Source organism: Sphingomonas sp. PP-CE-3A-406 (assembly GCF_003688625.1).
GTDB lineage: Bacteria > Pseudomonadota > Alphaproteobacteria > Sphingomonadales > Sphingomonadaceae > Sphingomonas.
Genome location: NZ_RCWY01000004.1, coordinates 1 through 19,207, shown reverse-complemented (window position 1 = coordinate 19,207; position 19,207 = coordinate 1). Strand labels below are relative to the sequence as shown.

Genomic DNA, 19,207 nt, shown 5'->3' with positions numbered 1-19,207 from the left:
AACGCGGATGCAAGACCGCGATCGGATCAGTTCAGACGGTGGGCGGTTGAAGTTCCGGCATTAGGTCGCGCCCGGCCAAGGGTGCATCCACGGCGCGGAAGGCAACGGGAGGCAGGGGAACGCGTGGTGCCGTCAAAGGAAGACGGTCCTGGATGGTCATGGGGATCATACATCCCATCTGAGCGATGCATGCGAGCGTAAGCCCTTTGCAGGGCTGCTCGTGCACGGCCTTCGGCATTCCCTCCATCCCGGCGCAGTCCATGCCAGACGGCATGGCGTGGCTCGCTTCCATCTTCGGCGCAAGCGCCGGTCCCCCGGCATAGGCAGCCTGCTGACCGAACAGGCCAAGCAATGCTCCCAAGAGGAGAAGGAGGGAAAGATGACCTTTCACGCCGATACGGTCGGGCGTGGACGTGCGGGTGTCAACGACTATCCACCATGATGAGCAAACACACGCCGGCCCCCAGGACCGAACGCGATCACGTCATACGGCTGAGCTTTCATGCCCGGCACTTCCATGCCGGGTGAACCCATCGGCATTCCAGCCACGGCTAGGCCGCGTACGCCCTTGGGATGCTGCGCAAGCGCTCGCTTCATGTCAGCGATCGGGACATGTCCCTCGAAAGCCATGCCGTCGATGATCGCGGTATGGCAGGAGCCGAGATCCGCAGGCACGCCTATCTTGCGCTGGAGCACATCGCGGTGCGCATCGTCGATAATCTGGACGTTGCGGCCGAACTGCTGGCGCACCTGCGCCGCCCATTTCTCACAACAGCCGCATCCGGGATCGCGGTGCATAGCAATGCCGTTCGCCGCCAACGCGGCAGCCGGCATCATCATGGCTGCGGCGACGAGCGCGCTTCGGATCGACAACTTCATCGCTCAACTCCTCGGGTAAGCCCCGCCCGTGAGGGCGGGGACTTGGGCAACGGCCTTACTGGGGACGCTTGCCCATCTTGCGCAGCATAGCATTGAGCGTCGCGATCTCGCGGTTTTGGCTGTCGATCGTCTTCTGCGCCTCGCGCCGGATCTCGGCATTCTGACTGTGACGAAGCACGGTCTGCGACATCGTCACGGCGCCGCGATGGTGCTCGATCATCTTGCGGACCCACGTCTCGCCGGCATCGGCGCCCATCGCCGACATCATCTTCTCGTCCATCTTCATCATGTCCGGCCCGTAAGGGTTAGCCGGAGTCGGCTGCATCATCTTGGAATGATCCATGCCCTGCATTTGGCTATGGTCCATTCCCGCCATGCCGCCCTGCTGCGCGACAACGGGGCTGGCGGCGAGCGCTGCGGCGAGTATGCCGATCGTGGTGATAGTCTTCATGAGTACTGCTCCCTAGGAACCCCCGCCCTACAAGGGAGCTACGCGCCAGCCTCGCTTACCCCTCAACTTTTCTCCGCCTGCGGCGGGGCCAGCGCATGTAGAGGAGCACCACACCCGCCACGGCGAGGATCAACCCGCCGGCTGCGAATGCCACCATCCATGGCGTGTTGAAGTCCTCGTGGTTCTTCCAATCCATGATGTGAAGGCCCCAGAAAAAGTCGTAGAGCCGCCACGTGCCGGTCCGGACACCGACGATCTTGCCGTTTGCCGGCGAGACGAAAACCCGGGTCGTCTCGGCATCCTTAAACTGCACGCGCCACACCGGCAGCTTGCCTCGAAACTCGGTGCTTGCCGTTTGTACCAGCGTTGCGGACCGGGCAGGCGCGCCGGCGCCCCGGTACGCTGCCAACGCGACCTTCACGGCAAGCAGGGCATCGATGCGCGCCATCGGGCTTCCGCTCCGGGCGTCGTGCATGCGCGCCGTGCCGTCCGCCATCGTCAGCTCGGCAACGGGGCGGCCGAGCAAGCTGGTATAGCGCAGCTCGCGCACAGGACCCGGCGCAGCGCGCAGAACGGCCGCGGGGGAAACGAGCTGCTGAGCCGGTGCCAGCGTCTCACCGCTTTCGCGGGCAACGAGGTGCTCGCCCCGAACCCGCTCGATCGGCAGGATGCTCATCAACAAGCCGCTGGAAAACCAGAGCAGCAACTGCACGCCAATAATCAGCGCCAGCCAACGATGAAGCTTGCTGGCGCCGATATGGAACCGAAGCCTACCGCTCTTCAGAACCAGGTCCTCACGCCAGCGACAAAGCTGAACCCGCCGGTGTCATCGCCCCGAGCCCTTGTGAAGCGCGCGGTATCACCAAACTGCCGCTCCCATGACACGCCGATGTAGGGCGCGAACTCGCGGGATTTTTCGTACCGCAGGCGCAACCCAAGCTCGAGGTCGGTGAGCCCCGAGCCGATCCCGTCGCGCCGCACGTCCTGAGCCGCGAAATTGGCTTCAATGCGGGGTTGGAGCACGAAGAACTGTGTCACTCGTTCGTCGTACCAAGCCTCGGCTCGGCCGAGCACGTCGCCCTTGTCGGACAGGAAAAACGCGCCCTCGACATCGAACCAGTAGGGGGCAAGGCCCTCGATCCCGACCGTGGCGTAGGTGCGCGACGGGTTCGGCTTGAAGTCGTAGCGGACGCCCGCCTGGAGATTCCAGTAGGGGTCGAGCGCGCGGCTATAGAGTGCCTGTACCTCCGCCGCTTCGAGCGGTTTGCCGAACGTGCCCTCGCCCTCGCTCTTAAGGGTAAGCCGATTGATATCTCCCCCGATCCAAGCTTCGCCATCCCAGCGATAACCGTCACCGCCCTTACGCGCCTGATACTCGGCGAGATTGAAGAGCACCTGATAGTAGGTCATCCCGCCATGCTCGCGGTGCAGGTCGCGGTCGGCCTCGCTCATCGCCGCTTCGCCATAGTAGCGGGAAGCGGCGAGCCCCGGGGCAGGAGCAGGCGCGGGAGCATTGCCCGGTTTCAGATCCGTGCCGACAGGTGCCGCCATCCCCGGCATCGATGCCATGTCGTGCTGCATGGACTGGCCAGGAGCCATCTCCATGCCGGGCATCGCCGACATGTCATGCCCGGCGTGCTCGCCCCCGGTTGAAGCCGGGGTAGGGCTCATGGTCATGCCCTGCATGCCCGACATGTCATGGCCCGCATGCGGGTCGGCCGGCTTCGCACCGCCCATGTCCATGCCCTGCATGGCATGGTCTCCATGGGGGTCGGCAGCAGGAGCAACCGGGCGCTTTGTGGGGGCCTTGCGAGACGAAGCCTTCTTGGGAGGGGCCTTCCTGGTAGCGGGCTTGGATTTGGCAGCAGGCTTCTTCGCCGGCATCTTCATCCCGGGCATGCTCATGCCCGGCATCATCGAATGGTCCATCGTCTGGGCTGCCACAGGCGAAGCAACGATTAACGCGCCGATTCCGGCGAGGAGGAGCGCTTTCATGCGGCTTCTCCCTTTGCGGAACGGACCTGGACGACCTGCATCATGCCCGCGTGCATGTGGTAGAGCATGTGGCAGTGAAACGCCCAATCGCCCTCGTTGGCGGTTACGTCCCAGCTTACCTTGCCCCCGGGCTGCACCATGACGGTGTGCTTCCTCGGGCTGTACGCACCGTGGCCCGTGACCAGCTCGAAGAAGTGGCCGTGGAGGTGAATGGGGTGGCCCATCATCGTATCGTTGACCAGCGTGACGCGGACGCGCTCGCCGGCAAGGAACGGTATCGGTGCTTTCACCTCGGACAGCTTCTCGCCGTCAAGCGCCCACATGTAGCGCTCCATGTTGCCTGTCAGGTGGATCTGCACCTCGCGCGACGGCGCGCGTAGATCGGGGTTACGATCGACCGCCACCAGATCGCGGTAGGTGAGCACGCGATGCCCGACATTCTCCAGGCCCTGCCCGGGGTCGCCGGTACGATCCATCGGCATCGGTGCAATGGTCTGGACGCCCGGCCCCTTCTTCACGCCGGGGGCTTTGGAGAAGTCGCGCATATTCATGTCCATGCCGGCCATTCCGCCCATCGCCATGCCGTCGTGCGCGCTTGGCGCACCGGCCATGCCTGGCATCGCAGCCCCGGCTTGGGTGCCGTGATCCATACCTACCATGGCGCCCACACCGGCACCGGCAGCGCCGTGGCCCATCTGCGCGTGATCCGTCGCGGGAGCGGCCGTGCCGGCAGACGGCATGGATCCATGATCCATCCCAGGCATGGCGCTATGATCCATGCCCTGCATCGATCCGCCACCCGACATGTCCATGTTCATGTCCATCCCCATGTCCTTCATAGTGGCGACGGGCCGCTTGCGGAGTGGAGGCACCTCGGCGGCCATGCCTTCACGCGGGGCCAGGGTCGCGCGCGCCATCCCGGAGCGATCGACGCTCTCGCCCACCAGCGTGTAGGCGCGCTCGTCGGTCGGGGTGACGATCACGTCGTAGGTCTCGGCAACGCCGATCTGGAACTCGTCGATCTCGACGGGGCGCACGTTCATGCCGTCGGCTTGAACGATCGTGAGCTTCAGACCCGGAATCCGGACATTGAAGGTAGTCATGGCAGAGGCGTTGATGACGCGCAGGCGTACCCGCTCGTTGGGCCGGAACAGCCCGGTCCAATTGTCCCCTGGCCCATGGCCATTGACGAGGTAGGTATAGGTCGAGCCGGTCACGTCGGCGACATCGGTCGGGTCCATTCGCATCTTACCCCAGTCGAGGCGATCCTTGAGCGGCTGATCCTCGCCCTTGAGCAAGCCGGCGAGCGTCTGCTGCTGCCGGTTGAAATAGCCCGACTGCTTCTTGAGCTTCATGAAAATGCGGTGCGGGTGAAGCTGACTGTGGTCGGACAGCACAATGACGTGCTCGCGATCCGACTGGATCGGATCCGCGCCCTTGGGATCGATCACGATCGGGCCGTAAAGCCCCATCTGCTCCTGCAACCCGGAATGGCTGTGATACCAATAGGTGCCGGCCTGCACGATCGGGAACTCGTAGGTGAAGGTCGTACGCTTTTCGATGCCGGGAAAGGCAACGCCGGGCACGCCGTCCATATGGAACGGCACAATCAGGCCGTGCCAATGCAACGAGGTCTGCTCGTCGAGACCGTTCTCGACATGCAGGCGCACGGTCTGGCCTTCGCGCAGGCGGATCAGCGGGGCGGGGACGGTGCCGTTGATGCCGATGGCGTGGCTCTGCTGCCCGTCGATCGTCATCATCTGATGCGCGACGCGCAGCCGGATGTCTTCGCCGGACACGGTCGGCAGGGGCTTCACGATGCCCGCGGAAACGGGCTGCGCCCAAGCCGGCATGTACGCCGACAGGGCGACGCCTCCTCCGGCAAGAGTGGCACCGCGCAGTAACTGGCGGCGGTCGAGAACGCGCGACATGGTGGCTCCTTGGGGTTGGACCGCTACCGGCCCGTCTTATTCTTCTACGCGAGCCGGGAGCTTACCCCTTGAGCCACGTTCAACTTTTCGATCAGGCGAGCGCGAGCGCGATACAGGCGGGTCTCGATCGCTTTCTGGCTGACGCCCAGCACCTCTGCCGTCTCGGCCTGGCTCAAGCCCTCGATCGTCCGAAGCACGAGCACCTCCTTGAGGTTCATTGGCAGGGTCGCGATCGCGCGCGTTACCCGGTCCAGTTCCTGCCGATCGGCCACGGTGGTATCTGTTGCGGGACCGTCATCAATTACCGCGTCAGCCTGACCATCCTCGGAGATAGCGAAGGAGAAGAAACGGCGGACGGTCCGCTTTCTCCCCCAATCGCGGCACTTGTTGATCGCGATCGTCGACAGCCATGCTTTCATCGACCGCTGCGCATCGTAGCGCGACAGGGCCTGGTGAGCCGCGACGAACGTCTCCTGCACTAGATCGAGTGCCTCGTCCGGCTCGCCAGTGCAGGCGCGGGCGAGCCGGAAGACCGGTTGGCGATAGCGCCGCATGATTTCGGCAAAAGCTGCTTGTCGACCGGCGATGCTCAGTGTCGCCAGCTCGCCATCGGTCAGCGAAGTCCAGTCGAGACTCACCCCTGGCCGTCGGTGAGCGCCTTCACCACTGCGGCGTCGAATTGAGGAGTCTGATCGGCACGCAGGAGCTGCCGCATCGCGAAAATGTGCGCGAGCGTCGCCTTCTGGAGCTCGCCCATCGCGGCGTGGCTCTGGTCGACCGCAGCGGCGACGCGGGGACCGTTGCCGTGCTCAGACTCGATCGCCTCGGCGAGCCGAGCATTGGTGGCGCGCAATTCCAGTTCGAGGGCACGGCGCTGCACCGCGAACCTGTCTTCCAGAACCTTCAACTTCGCCTGCTGATCGTCATTCAAGGCAAGCTTGTGATGCAGCACCTCGTGCAGCGCCGCACCGGGCTGCTTGGGATGGGGCAACAACGCACGTCCGACGAATACGCCTCCGATCGCCGCCAAGAAGGCAAGCACGACGCACAGGACAACGCGAGTGGTCGATGTCATGGTTCGCCGATCAGCAACGCGGAAGGCGCGAGCGGCGAGGCTCCTCCAAGTGGCGCAAGCGAGGCGACGGAGCTGGCGGTCGCCGGCAGCTCCGCACCGGCCATCCCGATCCCCAGCGCAACCACCGTCATCACGCTGATGCCGAGCCCGGCCCGCCGCGCGACAGCCGGCTGCGCGCCGATGCGCGCCAGCACCCGACTGTCGATGTCATCCAAGGCAAGCGGAACGGGCGCGCCCGCCAGCCTCGCCAGTGCTCTGTCCAGATCGTCCATGCTGTCCACTCTGCCTCTCTACCTCCCTTACGCAGCGATGCCCATCATCCCTCATGGAAGCGTGAGGGGTGGGCGCTCGCGCCGCGTAGAAAGGACACAAGCTCTCCATCGGAGTAACCTTATGCGTCGCATTGCCCTTCCTGCCGCCCTTGCCCTTCTTGGGTTCGCCAGCACAGCCTACGCCCACCCCAAGCTGGTGTCCGCATCTCCGGGACCGAACGCGACCGTCGCCAAGCCCGCCCGGGTGGAGCTGCGCTTCAGTGAGAAGCTGATGCCGAAATTTTCGGGCGCGGATCTGATGATGACCGGGCATGGCGGCGGCGCGCACGAACCGATGAAGGTAGCAGCTGCAGTCGGAGTAGCCGGTGACGGCCGCACTCTCGTCGTCACGCCCAAGTCGCCGCTCGGCGCTGGCCGGTACAGCGTTGCTTGGCACGTGGTTTCGACCGACACGCACCGGGTCGCCGGCAACTTCGCTTTCGCGGTGAAGTAAGGTGGAAGCCGACTGGCCGCTGATCGCGGTCCGCTTCGCGCTCTATGTGACGTTGAGCGGGCTGTTCGGCCTTTCGGCTTTCAGCCTCTATGGTCTCAAGGCCGGTGAGCGGACGGACGCGATCACCTTGCGCCCCTGGCTGGTCGGAAGCGGCCTGCTCGGCCTGCTGCTTTCTGCCATCGCCCTCGCGCTGCTTGCCGCGGCCATGGCCGGCGCGCCGCCTTGGCCGATCGATCGCGAGGCGATCGGGATGCTGCTCACCGGGTCCGCGACCGGCGCGGCGTGGGAGACACGCATGGTCGCGCTGGTGGTGGCCTCAATCATCGCGCTGATCGCGGCTGGACGTGCCGCTCCACTCGGCACGGTTGCGCTCGCGGCGGGAATCGCGCTCGCGACACTCGCGTGGACGGGTCATGGGGCAATGGACGAGAACGCGACGGGTTGGGTGCATCTAGTGGCCGATATTCTCCACCTGTTGGCAGCCGGAGCCTGGGTCGGTGCGCTGCTTGGGCTGACGCTGCTCGTCGCGCGCGCGCCAAGTCGGGTCGACGCTACCCATCTCAGACTGAGCCATCGCGCGCTGCACGGCTTCGGCATGGTGGGTACGATCGTGGTCGGCACGATCGTCGTGACGGGCCTGGTGAATGGCTGGCTGCTGGTCGGCGCCGGCAATCTGCTGAACCTTCCGAGCACCCGCTACGGACAGCTCCTTCTCGCCAAGCTCGCGCTCTTTGGCGTGATGCTGGGGCTGGCGTCGCTTAATCGCTTCCGCCTGACGCCGGCATTCGAGCGATCGATCGCTGCGGCTGATTATCGGGCCGCGCTCGGCACGCTGCGACGCAGCCTCGCGGTCGAGGCGGCCTGCGCCATCACGATCCTAGCGCTGGTCGCCTGGCTCGGAACCCTCGAGCCGCCAGCGTCGGCAATGTGAAATCGAGACGAGGGCAATCGGGCTCGGCGACGTAAAAGTATTAGATACCGTACGTCGCGGAATGGGGGGTCTTGACCCTGACACGGTGTCAGACCCTACATGCCCTCGGGTCGAAGGAGTTTCTCTATGAACGACCCTCATTCCCATACCCATTCTACCGGGGGCTGCGGCTGCTCGGACAAGCACGACGGCAAACCGGCTGCGGTCGAGCGCGAAGCTGCCGCGTCCTGCTGCACGCCCTCCGTAGCCTCGTCTGTGCCGGAAGCTGCCAAGGGAGGTTGCTGCTCCGGGAAAGCGGGCGGCGAACCCTCGGCCACAGTGACCGACCCCGTATGCGGCATGACCGTCGATCCGGCAAAGACAGCGCACCATGCCGAGCATGCCGGGCACGATTATCATTTTTGTAGCGCAGGGTGTCGGACCAAGTTCGTCGCCGACCCGGATGCCTACCTCGGTGTGAAGCCAAAGCCCGAGCCGTTGGCAACGCCGGGTGCGATGTGGACATGTCCCATGCACCCGGAAATACGGCGGGAGGGGCCGGGGACGTGCCCGATTTGCGGCATGGCCCTCGAACCGGAAGAACCGTCTCTCGACGACGGCCCCAATCCCGAGCTGGTTGATTTCACGCGCAGGCTATGGGTCGCGGGCGCTCTTACGATCCCGCTGCTGATCGTCTCCATGTTCGCCGAAATGACGGGCTTGCATGTGGTCAGTCCTGCGGCCTCGCCGTGGGTTCAACTCGCGCTAACCACGCCGATCGTGTTGTGGGCGGGCTGGCCGTTTTTCGAGCGGGGGTGGACCTCGATCCGCACCTGGCATCTTAATATGTTCACGCTGATCGCGATCGGGGTCGGCGCGGCGTTCCTCTACAGCGTGGTCGCGACACTCGCGCCCGGCATCTTCCCTGCGACGTTCCGGATGCACGGGGGCATGGTCCCCGTCTATTACGAGGCTGCTGGCGTCGTGGTGACGCTGGTGCTGCTCGGACAGGTGCTCGAATTGCGCGCCAGGGCAGCAACCGGGCGCGCGATCCGCGCCCTCATGGATCTTGCTCCCAAAACAGCGCGACGGTTGAGGTCTGACGGCTCGGAGGAAGAAGTCGGTCTCGCCGACGTGGCGACCGGCGACCGGCTGCGGGTCCGCCCGGGCGAGGCGATCCCGGTCGACGGCGTGGTGGTCGAGGGTCGCTCTTCGATCGACGAATCCATGCTCACCGGCGAACCCGCCCCTGTACTCAAGGAGGTCGAGGCGGCCGTCACTGGGGGCACGATCAACGGGACGGGCAGCCTGGTCATGGAAGCTCGCGCGGTTGGTTCGGACACGATGCTCGCGCGCATCGTCCGCATGGTCGCTGAAGCGCAGCGGAGCCGCGCCCCGATCCAGGCGATTGCTGATCGCGTGTCAGGATGGTTCGTGCCGCTTGTCGTGCTGATCTCGATTGTGACCTTCATCACGTGGTCGCTGCTCGGCCCTGAGCCGCGCATGGGCCATGCTCTCCTCAATGCCATTGCGGTGCTGGTGATCGCCTGCCCGTGCGCGCTCGGGCTTGCTACGCCTATGTCGATCATGGTCGGCACCGGGCGCGGCGCGACTGCCGGTGTGCTGGTTAAGAACGCCGAAAGCCTGCAGGCGCTCGATAAGGTCGACACGCTGGTGATCGACAAGACGGGCACGCTCACGGAAGGCAAGCCGTCGCTGATCGCGATCGAGGCAACCGGCACCGTTGCGGAGAACGACGTGCTTGCGCTCGCCGCTGCGGTCGAAGGCCAGTCCGAGCACCCGCTCGCCCATGCGATCGTCGTCGCCGCCAAAGAACGCGGATTACAACTCGGCACGGTTGCCGACTTCGTCTCGCAAACTGGGATGGGTGTCAGTGCCACGGTAGGCGGCCGTTCGGTGGTGATCGGCAACGCGGCACAGATGAACAGGGTCGGCGCCGATCCCAAACTGCTCGACGCTGCGGCCGATCGTCATCGAAGCGAAGGGGCCGGCGTCATCCTGATCGCTATTGACGGCGCGCTCGCCGGCTTGCTCGCGGTTGCTGATCCCGTTCGGGCTTCGGCGGGCGATGCCATTGCAGCGCTTCGCGCAGAGGGGCTGCGTGTTATCATGCTGACGGGCGACAACAGGGGAACGGCCGACGCGGTTGCGCGCGCTGTGGGCGGTTTGGACGATGTTCGCGCCGATCTGCGGCCGGAAGACAAGGCACGGATCATCGGCGAACTGAAAGCGGGTGGTGCCAAGGTCGCGATGGCTGGTGATGGGATCAACGACGCCCCCGCACTGGCCGCTGCCGACGTCGGGCTCGCAATGGGCACGGGAACAGACGTAGCGATCGAAAGCGCAGGCATGACGCTCACGCGCGGCGATCTTTCAGCCATCGTGCGCGCCCGCAAGCTCGCCCGTGCAACGATGCGAAACATCCGCCAAAACCTGTTCTTCTCGTTCCTGTTCAACGGGATCGGTGTGCCGGTCGCGGCCGGGGTGCTTTACCCAGTGTCCGGCATCCTTCTGTCGCCGATGCTGGCTGGCGCGGCGATGGCTCTCTCGTCCTTTACCGTGGTCCTCAACGCGCTCCGGCTGAACACGGTGAAACTGTGAACATCGGGGCGGCATCGGACGCCAGCGGCGTCTCGCAGCGCATGATCCGCCATTACGAGAAAATCGGTCTCGTGCCCGCGCCGGCAAGGCGCGGGAGTTACCGCGACTATGCCGACCCCGACGTTCACCGCCTTCGTTTCATTGCCAACGCGCGTGACCTGGGGTTTCCGATCGAGGAGATCAGGACGTTACTCGGCCTCTGGTCGGATCGCAGCCGTTCGAGCAGCGAAGTCAAAATGCTTGCCCAGGCGCGCGCTGATGAACTTGGGCGGAAGGCGGCTATGCTGGAAAACATGCGATCGACGCTGCTGGAATTGGTAAACCGCTGCCACGGCGATGATCGGCCGGACTGCCCGATTCTTCGCCGCATGGAAGCATGAGGTCGCGCCTATTCGTTACGGCGACGAGCAACCCCGTCCCGCCATGGTCGTTGCGACGAGCGAAGCGTGACGCGCAATGACGCTGCCCGGCCGCGGATCGCGTCCATCGTTCGTCCCATCTCGCGCGCGATCTGCGCGATGGTTTGCTTGGCCGTCACACGCCGGCGTAGCTCGGCGTCGGCCTCGCCCGTCCAGCGTGCGCCATGCTGATCGGTCACCCGAACATGTCCTTGTGTCGCCTGCGATCGTTGCCCGCTTTGCGTTGAACTGACCCGAGCAGGGTGAACGAAGATATCGCGGATGACATTGTCAGGCCCGCGCTCAAGGTAGCCGTGAAGATAACGCGTCGATTAACCGGCATTCGGCGATCGTCGAGGCGTCGCAGCGCCCCCATTTGGCGATCTCGTCACGTAGCGTCTGCAGATCGGCAAGTTTGCGATCGATCTCAGCGATGTGCAGCACGGCCATTTCATCAACCGCATCACATGATCCGCGCGGGTCGTCCGCCAGGCGTAGCAGGTCGCGCACCTGATCGAGTGTAAAGCCAAGGTCGCGCGAGCGCTTGACGAAAGACAGGCGATCAAGGTGTGACCGGTCATAAAGCCGGTAATTTCCGCCGTTGCGGCGTGGCGCATCGATCAACCCTTCGCCTTCGTAATAGCGGACGGTTTCGACCTTCAGGCCGGTCAGTTTCGCGATTTCGCCGATCTTCATGCGCCGCCCCTTGACCCTCTAGTAGGATGAGGGTGCATATGGGGGGTCCGACGCGCGAATCGAGAGCATTATGGCGGACGACTGCTGTTCCAGGAAAGGCGATACAATCGCGCAGCTCGGCCGAAAGGCCGATCAGCGGCGCGTGCTGATCGTCGTCATGGTCATCAACTTCGTCATGTTCGTCGCCGAGTTCGGCGGGGGCGTGTTCGCGCGGTCGTCGGCACTGATGGCGGACTCGGTCGACATGCTCGGCGACGCGGTCGTCTATGCACTCAGCCTCTACGCGCTGAGCCGTGGCCCGCGTTGGGAAGCCGGGGCGGCGCTCGCCAAGGGCGGCATCATCCTCGTGTTCGGCATCGCGGTCGTGTTCGAGATCGTAAATAAAGTTATCAACGGCGTACCGCCTTCATCGACTCTGATGCTGGCGTTCGGCAGCGCTGCACTCATCGCGAACCTAACCTGCCTCGCCATGCTGTGGCGGTTCCGCTCCGAGAACGTGAACATGTCCAGCACATTTGAATGTTCGCGCAACGACGTCGCTTCTAATGTCGGGGTGCTGGCTGCCGCTGGCGTGGTGGCGATGACCGGCGCGGCTTGGCCCGACATCGCGGTGGGCGGCATCATCGCCCTCATCTTCCTGCGATCGGCATGGCGGGTACTCGCCGAAGCGATTCCCGCGTGGCGCCAGGCTGGACCGATGTTGCCGAGAGTCTTGCGATGACTGCCATAATTAGCCGCGCCATCGCCATGACTATCCCATCATCGGCGTTACTGCTACGGAGCGACCCGTGCGACGCCTGCTGAACATCCTTGCCTGCCTCATGCTCGTCTGCTCCCTTGGAGCGACGGCGACGGCGCACGCGCTGGAACGGCCGGATGCCAGCATTAGCGCAAGCGAGACGCCGGGCGAACAAATCGCCGAAGGCCATACGCCCGACGATGCCGATCAGGTGCCCTCGGATGGCGACAAGGGATATCCCCACCATCATGGCGGATGCCACGGCGATCATGTCGCAGCCCCGACAAAAGTCGCCAGCACTACCCTGATGCGCAACCTTCGCCTTGCCCCCGTTTTCGCAGGCCGATCGATGCTGCCTCTGTCCACGGCCGATCCCGCATTGAGGCCGCCACAAGCCTGACAACCCGTTAACCCCGCCGGCTGCTACCGCGCGGGGCAAATAAGGTTCGTCAGGAGTCATCATCGATGCATCGTACAATCGCGGCCTTCATGGTCGCGGCGTCCCTGGCCAGTGCGGCCGGGGCGCAAACGTCACCGCCGCCCGGTATCCCGGCGGCGACCACTTCGTCACAGGCGACGCCCGCCTTTTCGCTCGACGCCGCGCTTGGCGCTGCCGGCATGCCATCGGCTGCCGGTACGCCGGCAACAGGCACCACCTCCGGCGCGGCGGCGTCCGGTTCCGGCGGCAGCACGCAACCCGCGCTGCCTTCGATCGGAGCGGCGACCGCGAACGTCGCGGCCGCAACCGCCGCAAGGCGTGTAGCCGGGCTGCGCCCCAATCCCGAGTTTCAGACGCAGGTCGAAAATATCGGCGGCAGCGGTGCCTACAGGGGTGTCCGGAGTTCGGAGACAACAGTCGGCGTGGCGCTGCCGCTCGAGCTGGGCGGTAAGCGCCCCGCGCGTGTCGCCCTTGCGGCTGCTCGTCTGACCCGCGCACAAATCCAGTCCGAGATCGCGCGGGCCGATCTGCGCTTGAGGGTCACGCAGCTCTACATCGAGGCCGCTGCGACCGAGCGTCGCTCTGAGGTACTGGCGGAGCAGGCGGGGATTGCCAATAACGCGTTCCGCGTATCGAGCGAACGCGTGAAGGCCGGTGACGTCAGCCCGATCGAGCAACAGCGCGCGGACGTGCTGCGTATCAACGCGCAGGTCGCGGCCGATAGCGCGACCCGGCAGGCGCAGGCAGCGCGCGCCAATCTCGAGACGTTGCTCAATACAGCCGTAATGGGACCGCTCGACCGAGCCTGGTTTGAGCGGATCGATGGCTATGGACCACAGCGACCAGTCGATATCGAGGAGACGCTGGCGCTCGTTGCGGCACAAGCCGATGTTCGCACTGCCGACGCGCAGGTTCGCGTTGCCCGCTCGTTGCGGGTTCCGGACTTGACGGTCAGCGCGTTCGCGCGACGACTGGCGGCGACCAACGACACTGCGGCCGTCGTCGGCCTTTCGATCCCGATACCGTTCTTCAACAACGGCAGCGCGTTCGTCGCGCAGTCGCAGGCTGAACAGACCCAGGCGCAAGCGCTGCGTAGTCTGGCGATCGTCGACACCCGTCAGCAGATTGCCAGCGCGCAGACCGAAGTGGCCAATGCTGCCGCTACGGCACGGGCGGCGGGTGGTCCCGGCTTGGCCGCGGCGCAGGAAGCTGCGCGCATCGCTCGGATCGGCTGGAGCCAAGGCAAGTTCGACCAGATCGCGCTCCTCGATGCCGAGCGCACGCTGTCACAGACCCGTCAGACCTATGTCGATGCGCTCGCCGCGTACCACGACGCGCAGGCTCGGCTCGACCGGCTCACGACGCCGGCCCCCACGATTTCCGGAGATGAACGATGATGAAGGATAAGCGCCTGCTTGGCGGCGGCGCGGCCGTCGCGCTCGTCGCCGCCCTCGGTGGTTTCGGCGTCGCCCGCTGCACCGCGGACAAGCCTTCTGCCAGTGAAGCCGCAGCCGGCAATACGGCCGCGCCTGCACCCGAAGAGAAAGCATCCGACACGGTGGCGATGACCGCGCAGGCGATCGAGCAGGCCGGCATCGTGACCGAGACGATCAATCCCGGCGGGCTCGGCGCGGAGATCGTCGCACAGGCGACGGTGAGCGCGTCGCCGCAAGGCGAGGCGATCGTCAACGCCCGTGCAGCCGGTGCCGTCACGCGGCTGATGAAGCGGCTCGGCGATCCGGTGCGTGCCGGCGAGACGCTGGCGATCGTCGAAAGCCGCGATGCGGCACAGATCGCGGCCGATCGCAGTGCTGCGGCTGCCAAGTCGACGCTGGCGCAAAAGGCGCTCGCACGCGAAAGCTATCTCTATCGGCAGAAGGTCTCGGCGCGGGTCGAGCTGGAACAGGCACAGGCGGAAGCCGCCTCGGCCGCGGCCGAAGCGCGACGCGCCAGCGTCGCGGCGGGCGCCGCGCGCATCACGTCCGATGGACGCGGCGTGCTGGTGTCGAGCCCGATTTCAGGCCGCGTCACCTCGGAGAATGTCAGCCTGGGTGCCTTCGTCCAGCCCGAAACCGAGCTGATGCGCGTCGCCGATGCGTCGAAGATACAGGTCGAAGCTGCGGTCGGACCGACCGACGCACAGCGGCTTTCTCCCGGCGATCGGGCGATCATCGAATTGCCCGATGGGCGGACGGTGGAGGCGCGGGTACGCGCCATCACGCCGGGCCTCGCCAACGACACGCGCTCGGCGACCGCAGTCCTTGATGTGACGGGAACACTGCAACCGGGTCTCGCGGTGCGAGTGCGTCTACTCCCGAGCCGGGGCAGCACGTCGAATGCGATCGTGGTGCCGGAAGATGCGGTCCAGACGCTCGAAGGGCGCGATGTCGTGTTCGTACGGACCGCCAAGGGCTTCCGCGCACAAAACATCACGATCGGACAGCGCAGCAATGGCCGCGTCGAGATCCTGAAGGGGCTGCCCGCTGGCAGCCAAGTCGCGACCAAGAACGCATTCCTGCTCAAGGCCGAACTCGGCAAGGGCGCGGGTGAGGAAGAATAGACCATGATAGCCAACCTCATGGCGCTCTCCGTCCGCGCCCGCTGGACGGTCCTAGCCTTATTTCTCGTCATCGCTGGCATCGGCGTGTGGCAGCTTACCAAGCTGCCGATCGACGCGGTGCCCGACATCACCACCAAACAGGTTCAGATCAATACGGTCGATCCGCGGCTCTCACCGGTCGAGATCGAAAAGCTCGTTACCTACCCGGTAGAGATCTCGCTCGCCGGCATCCCCGGCCTCGAAACGACGCGCTCCATCTCACGCAACGGCTTCAGCCAGGTCAGCGCGATTTTCACCGACAGCACCGACCTCTACTTCGCGCGGCAGCAGGTCGGCGAGCGCCTCCGACAGGCCGCCGAGAACTTGCCGGACGGCGTGGAACCGCAGATCGGACCGGTAACGACCGGCCTCGGCGAGATCGTCATGTACACAGTCGGCTACGCTAATCCGGACGGAAAAGGCGCGAAGAAGGTGGCGGGACAACCCGGCTGGCAACCCGATGGCAGCTACCTGACGCCGGAAGGCGAACGGTTGACCGACGCTGTCGAGAAAGCCGGTTATCTGCGCACCGTGCAGGATTGGATCATCGGTCCGCAGCTTCGCTCGGTGAAAGGCGTGGCAGGCGTCGATTCCATCGGCGGCTTTGCCAAGACGTTCGTGGTCGAGCCCGATCCGACAAAGCTCGCCAGCTTCGGCATCTCGTACAGCGAGCTGGGGCAGGCGCTTGAAAACGCCAACCTCGCGGTCGGCGCCAACTATTATAACAAGGGCGGCGAAGCCTATCTCGTGCGCGTCGACTCCCGCGTGCGGACGGTCGACGAAATCCGCAACGCAGTCGCGGCAACGCGCGGCGGAACGCCGATTACGATCGGCCAGATCGCCAACGTCCGCATCGGCGGCGATCTGCGCACGGGTGCGGGTAGCATGAACGGGCGGGAAGCGGTGATCGGCACGGTACTGATGCTGATCGGGCAGAACAGCCGCGTCGTTGCCGAACAGGCGTCAATCAAGCTCGATCAGATAACCAAGACCCTGCCAAACGGGATACAGGTAAAGGTAGTGCTGAACCGGGCCGAGCTGGTCGGCGCTACGGTGGCTACGGTGCAGCGCAACCTGACCGAGGGCGCGATCCTTGTTGCGGTTGCGCTGTTCCTGCTGCTGGGCAACTGGCGTGCCGCGGTGATCGCGGTGCTGGTAATCCCCTTTTCGTTCCTGATGATGGCCATGGGAATGAACGCGTTCAACGTCCCCGGCAATTTGATGAGCCTGGGAGCACTCGACTTTGGTCTGATTGTGGATGGCGCAGTCATCATCATCGAAAACTGTCTCGCCAGATTGGCGCATCGACAGGAACATGAAGGCCGGTTGCTCGCGCTTCGGGAACGGCTGGAAGAGACGATGCGGGCGGCGCAGGAGATGATCAAGCCGACCGTTTTCGGGCAAGCGATCATCCTACTCGCATTCGCGCCGCTGCTGACCTTCACGGGCACCGAAGGCAAGACGTTCTCGCCGATGGCGATCACGATCATGCTGGCGCTGGTGGCGGCATTCGTGCTTGCGATCACGCTTGTTCCCGCACTGGTTGCTATCCTGATCAGCGGCAAGGTCGCGGAAAAGGACGTGTGGCTGATCCGCAAGTCCAAGGAGCGCTATCTCCCGCTGCTAGATCAGGCGATTGCGCGGCCGTGGCCGTTTATCCTCGGCGGACTTGCCTTCTTCCTGGCGGCGATCCCGGCGTTCGGGTTGCTGGGATCGGAATTTATCCCCCAGCTTGACGAAAAGAACCTGGCTTTCGCGTCCACACGCGTGCCCTCGGTCAGTCTCGAACAATCGCTGCTGATGGAGCGCAAGGTCGAGGAGGCGGTGAAGAAAATCCCCGAAGTTTCCTTGATGTTCTCCAAGACAGGTACCGCAGAAGTCGCGACCGACCCGATGCCGCCGAACGTCTCGGACGGTTTTGTTATCCTGAAGCCCCAGGATGAATGGGCCGAGGGCGTTACCAAAGCCGATGTCGTCGCCAAGATTGAAAAGGCGACGGGCGGACTGCTCGGTAACCTTTACGAGGTCAGCCAGCCGATCCAGCTTCGCTTCAACGAGCTGATTGCCGGCGTCCGCGGCGACGTCGCGATCAAGCTCTACGGTGACGATCTCGACAAGATGTCGCAGACCGCGAATGAGATGGTGCGTGTCCTGCAGACCGTCCCTGGTGCCACAAGCGTCAAGGCCGAACAGGTCGGTGGCGCGCCGGCGCTCGACGTGAAGCTCGACCGTGCGGCCATCGCGCGGCTCGGCCTCACGGTGCGCGATGTATCCGATACGATCGCGGCAGGCTTGGGCGGGCGTGAATCGGGATTGGTATACGAGGGCGATCGTCGGTTCGACGTCACCGTGCGCGTGCCCGAGGCGACGCGTGCCAACCTCGACGACATTCGGTCGCTGCCAGTGCTGCTGCCGGAAGTCGAAGGACGTCCCCGGGCACAGGTGCCGCTTGCACAGGTGGCACAAATCCGGCTGACCGAGGGGCTGAACCAGATCAGCCGGGAGAACGGAAAGCGTCGTGTCGTCGTTCAGGTAAACCTTGGCGGACGCGATGCGGGCTCGTTCGTGGCAGAAGCGCAGGCAAAGATCGCGAAAGTGAAGCTGCCGGCCGGCTACTACCTCGAATGGGGTGGTCAGTTCGAGAACCTGCAGGCGGCCTCGGCACGCTTGTCGATCGTCGTGCCGCTCTGCTTCCTGGCGATCTTCGGGCTGCTCTACATGGCGCTCGGCGGATTCGGCAGGGCTGCATCGGTGTTCCTGGCGGTGCCGCTGGGGCTCGCCGGCGGCGTGTTCACGCTCGCCTTAACCGGGATCAACTTCTCGGTGTCGGCGGCCGTGGGGTTCATCTGCCTTGCCGGTGTGGCGGTGTTGAACGGGCTCGTGGTGATGACCGCGATCCGGGATCACAGCGAAGCTGGAATGCCGGTCGCGGAGGCGATCCGGGCAGGCATGGCCGACAAGATGCGGGCGGTCATCATGACCGGGTTCGTGCCCGCGATCGGCTTCGTGCCGATGGCGCTCGCGCACGGCACCGGCGCGGAGGTGCAGAAGCCGCTCGCCGTCACCGTGATCGGTGGGCTCGTCGCCGCGACGATCCTGACGCTGCTGGTCCTTCCCGCCATCGCCAAGGTCGTCTTGGGGGCGACGTCAGGCAAACGAACAAAGGATGACGACCAACCGACCGACGCACACGAGGAGGCCACGGCATGACGATGATGAAACTGCTGCGGGTGTATACCGACGAGAATGCGTATTTTGGGGACCGCAAGGTCTTCGAACTCATTGCCGAGCGGGCGCGTGACGCCCGTCTCGGCGGTGCGACGGTGATCGAGGCGATGATCGGGATCGGGCGATCGGCGCACACGCACCGTCGTCATATCCTCGAGAACGATCGATCGGTGGTGATCGAGATCGTCGACGACGAGGCGAAACTCCGGACCTTCATAGCGGGACTGCGCGACTTGAAGGGTATCGGCCTGATAACGCTGGAGGCGGTGGAAATCGTCGCCCTTCATGCCGATGCGGACGCGGGCGATGACGGACGTTGAGCATGGCGGCGCGATCGGTCCAGTTGGCGCTTCCCCTGACGCGGCGCGCCCGGCGAATGCCGGGCGCGCCGCGATCGAGAATGTCGTGATTCTGACGGCATCTCCGCTGCGCGTGTGGTCGGTCCTCACGGACTTCGCCGCGCATTCGCAATGGAAGCCG

General features: G+C 64.9%; 21 protein-coding genes. 10 read left to right on the top strand and 11 right to left on the bottom strand.

Features of this window, described 5'->3' with window-relative positions; translation table 11 throughout:
• Nucleotides 1-31 precede the first annotated feature (31 nt).
• Genes C8J44_RS17405 through C8J44_RS17365 form a run of 9 tightly spaced genes read right to left on the bottom strand, consistent with a single transcriptional unit; the run spans nucleotide 32 to nucleotide 6,603 of the window.
• Nucleotides 32-391, bottom strand: a complete 360-nt coding sequence (locus C8J44_RS17405; RefSeq protein ID WP_121905562.1) for a hypothetical protein — start codon at nucleotides 389-391, stop codon at nucleotides 32-34.
• Between the two features lie 38 nt (nucleotides 392-429).
• Nucleotides 430-879 carry a DUF411 domain-containing protein gene (locus C8J44_RS17400; protein ID WP_121905561.1) on the bottom strand — a complete coding sequence of 150 codons (450 nt, stop codon included), beginning with the start codon at nucleotides 877-879 and terminating at the stop codon, nucleotides 430-432.
• Between the two features lie 55 nt (nucleotides 880-934).
• Complete coding sequence (locus C8J44_RS17395; protein WP_121905560.1) at nucleotides 935-1,330, bottom strand: DUF305 domain-containing protein; 396 nt, start codon at nucleotides 1,328-1,330, stop codon at nucleotides 935-937.
• 55 nt (nucleotides 1,331-1,385) lie between these two features.
• Entirely contained in the window at nucleotides 1,386-2,087 is a 702-nt protein-coding gene (locus C8J44_RS17390; RefSeq protein ID WP_259466946.1) for a PepSY domain-containing protein, read from the bottom strand.
• A gap of 23 nt (nucleotides 2,088-2,110) precedes the next feature.
• The gene (locus C8J44_RS17385) at nucleotides 2,111-3,325 is read right to left on the bottom strand and encodes a copper resistance protein B (protein ID WP_121905558.1); all 1,215 of its coding nucleotides are present in this window, start codon (nucleotides 3,323-3,325) and stop codon (nucleotides 2,111-2,113) included.
• Nucleotides 3,322-5,256 carry a copper resistance system multicopper oxidase gene (locus C8J44_RS17380; RefSeq protein ID WP_121905557.1) on the bottom strand — a complete coding sequence of 645 codons (1,935 nt, stop codon included), beginning with the start codon at nucleotides 5,254-5,256 and terminating at the stop codon, nucleotides 3,322-3,324. The genes C8J44_RS17385 and C8J44_RS17380 overlap by 4 nt, the downstream gene beginning before the upstream one ends.
• 44 nt (nucleotides 5,257-5,300) lie before the next feature.
• Nucleotides 5,301-5,894 (bottom strand): RNA polymerase sigma factor, encoded by a 594-nt coding sequence (locus C8J44_RS17375; protein WP_121905556.1) that lies wholly within the window; start codon nucleotides 5,892-5,894, stop codon nucleotides 5,301-5,303.
• The gene (locus C8J44_RS17370; protein WP_121905555.1) at nucleotides 5,891-6,331 is read right to left on the bottom strand and encodes a periplasmic heavy metal sensor; all 441 of its coding nucleotides are present in this window, start codon (nucleotides 6,329-6,331) and stop codon (nucleotides 5,891-5,893) included. Before C8J44_RS17370 ends, C8J44_RS17375 begins: the two co-directional genes overlap by 4 nt.
• Entirely contained in the window at nucleotides 6,328-6,603 is a 276-nt protein-coding gene (locus C8J44_RS17365; protein WP_121905646.1) for a hypothetical protein, read from the bottom strand. Before C8J44_RS17365 ends, C8J44_RS17370 begins: the two co-directional genes overlap by 4 nt.
• A 121-nt stretch (nucleotides 6,604-6,724) precedes the next feature.
• On the opposite strand from C8J44_RS17365, the gene copC reads away from it, so the two are divergent.
• The 4 genes from copC (at nucleotide 6,725) to C8J44_RS17345 (ending at nucleotide 11,008) form a co-directional block, all read left to right on the top strand.
• Complete coding sequence (copC, locus tag C8J44_RS17360; RefSeq protein WP_121905554.1) at nucleotides 6,725-7,096, top strand: copper homeostasis periplasmic binding protein CopC; 372 nt, start codon at nucleotides 6,725-6,727, stop codon at nucleotides 7,094-7,096.
• A 1-nt stretch (nucleotide 7,097) separates the two neighbouring features.
• Nucleotides 7,098-8,027: a copper homeostasis membrane protein CopD gene (gene copD, locus C8J44_RS17355; RefSeq protein ID WP_121905553.1), complete on the top strand. Its 930-nt coding sequence runs from the start codon at nucleotides 7,098-7,100 to the stop codon at nucleotides 8,025-8,027.
• 318 nt (nucleotides 8,028-8,345) lie between these two features.
• Nucleotides 8,346-10,628: a heavy metal translocating P-type ATPase gene (locus C8J44_RS17350; RefSeq protein WP_259466932.1), complete on the top strand. Its 2,283-nt coding sequence runs from the start codon at nucleotides 8,346-8,348 to the stop codon at nucleotides 10,626-10,628.
• Entirely contained in the window at nucleotides 10,625-11,008 is a 384-nt protein-coding gene (locus C8J44_RS17345; RefSeq protein ID WP_121905551.1) for a MerR family DNA-binding protein, read from the top strand. Before C8J44_RS17350 ends, C8J44_RS17345 begins: the two co-directional genes overlap by 4 nt.
• Before the next feature lie 8 nt (nucleotides 11,009-11,016).
• Here the strand turns inward: C8J44_RS17345 and C8J44_RS17340 are convergent, their stop codons facing one another.
• Nucleotides 11,017-11,226 carry a hypothetical protein gene (locus tag C8J44_RS17340; RefSeq protein WP_121905550.1) on the bottom strand — a complete coding sequence of 70 codons (210 nt, stop codon included), beginning with the start codon at nucleotides 11,224-11,226 and terminating at the stop codon, nucleotides 11,017-11,019.
• A 103-nt stretch (nucleotides 11,227-11,329) separates the two neighbouring features.
• On the bottom strand, nucleotides 11,330-11,722 hold the full coding sequence (locus C8J44_RS17335; protein ID WP_121905549.1) for a helix-turn-helix domain-containing protein: 393 nt from the start codon (nucleotides 11,720-11,722) through the stop codon (nucleotides 11,330-11,332).
• Between the two features lie 70 nt (nucleotides 11,723-11,792).
• Here C8J44_RS17335 and C8J44_RS17330 point away from each other — a divergent pair, with 70 nt between their 5' ends.
• From C8J44_RS17330 to C8J44_RS17305, 6 genes are all read left to right on the top strand, one after another.
• Complete coding sequence (locus tag C8J44_RS17330) at nucleotides 11,793-12,443, top strand: cation transporter (RefSeq protein ID WP_121905548.1); 651 nt, start codon at nucleotides 11,793-11,795, stop codon at nucleotides 12,441-12,443.
• Nucleotides 12,444-12,510: 67 nt separating this feature from the next.
• Nucleotides 12,511-12,861, top strand: coding sequence for a hypothetical protein (locus C8J44_RS17325; RefSeq protein ID WP_259466931.1), 351 nt, complete (start codon nucleotides 12,511-12,513; stop codon nucleotides 12,859-12,861).
• Between the two features lie 65 nt (nucleotides 12,862-12,926).
• Nucleotides 12,927-14,297 carry a TolC family protein gene (locus C8J44_RS17320; protein WP_121905547.1) on the top strand — a complete coding sequence of 457 codons (1,371 nt, stop codon included), beginning with the start codon at nucleotides 12,927-12,929 and terminating at the stop codon, nucleotides 14,295-14,297.
• Nucleotides 14,297-15,460 (top strand): efflux RND transporter periplasmic adaptor subunit, encoded by a 1,164-nt coding sequence (locus C8J44_RS17315; RefSeq protein WP_183128848.1) that lies wholly within the window; start codon nucleotides 14,297-14,299, stop codon nucleotides 15,458-15,460. Before C8J44_RS17320 ends, C8J44_RS17315 begins: the two co-directional genes overlap by 1 nt.
• Nucleotides 15,461-15,463: 3 nt before the next feature.
• Complete coding sequence (locus C8J44_RS17310) at nucleotides 15,464-18,709, top strand: efflux RND transporter permease subunit (RefSeq protein ID WP_121905545.1); 3,246 nt, start codon at nucleotides 15,464-15,466, stop codon at nucleotides 18,707-18,709.
• The gene (locus C8J44_RS17305) at nucleotides 18,706-19,047 is read left to right on the top strand and encodes a DUF190 domain-containing protein (protein ID WP_121905544.1); all 342 of its coding nucleotides are present in this window, start codon (nucleotides 18,706-18,708) and stop codon (nucleotides 19,045-19,047) included. Before C8J44_RS17310 ends, C8J44_RS17305 begins: the two co-directional genes overlap by 4 nt.
• Nucleotides 19,048-19,207: the final 160 nt, after the last annotated feature.

Bases quoted from the DNA above. Each gene is read 5' to 3' on its own strand.
- C8J44_RS17400 (WP_121905561.1), bottom strand. From the start codon at position 879: ATGAAGTTGTCGATCCGAAGCGCGCTCGTCGCCGCAGCCATGATGATG.
- C8J44_RS17395 (WP_121905560.1), bottom strand. From the start codon at position 1,330: ATGAAGACTATCACCACGATCGGCATACTCGCCGCAGCGCTCGCCGCC.
- C8J44_RS17385 (WP_121905558.1), bottom strand. From the start codon at position 3,325: ATGAAAGCGCTCCTCCTCGCCGGAATCGGCGCGTTAATCGTTGCTTCG.
- C8J44_RS17380 (WP_121905557.1), bottom strand. From the start codon at position 5,256: ATGTCGCGCGTTCTCGACCGCCGCCAGTTACTGCGCGGTGCCACTCTT.
- C8J44_RS17370 (WP_121905555.1), bottom strand. From the start codon at position 6,331: ATGACATCGACCACTCGCGTTGTCCTGTGCGTCGTGCTTGCCTTCTTG.
- C8J44_RS17365 (WP_121905646.1), bottom strand. From the start codon at position 6,603: ATGGACGATCTGGACAGAGCACTGGCGAGGCTGGCGGGCGCGCCCGTT.
- copC (WP_121905554.1), top strand. From the start codon at position 6,725: ATGCGTCGCATTGCCCTTCCTGCCGCCCTTGCCCTTCTTGGGTTCGCC.
- C8J44_RS17335 (WP_121905549.1), bottom strand. From the start codon at position 11,722: ATGAAGATCGGCGAAATCGCGAAACTGACCGGCCTGAAGGTCGAAACC.
- C8J44_RS17330 (WP_121905548.1), top strand. From the start codon at position 11,793: ATGGCGGACGACTGCTGTTCCAGGAAAGGCGATACAATCGCGCAGCTC.
- C8J44_RS17320 (WP_121905547.1), top strand. From the start codon at position 12,927: ATGCATCGTACAATCGCGGCCTTCATGGTCGCGGCGTCCCTGGCCAGT.
- C8J44_RS17315 (WP_183128848.1), top strand. From the start codon at position 14,297: ATGAAGGATAAGCGCCTGCTTGGCGGCGGCGCGGCCGTCGCGCTCGTC.
- C8J44_RS17310 (WP_121905545.1), top strand. From the start codon at position 15,464: ATGATAGCCAACCTCATGGCGCTCTCCGTCCGCGCCCGCTGGACGGTC.
- C8J44_RS17305 (WP_121905544.1), top strand. From the start codon at position 18,706: ATGACGATGATGAAACTGCTGCGGGTGTATACCGACGAGAATGCGTAT.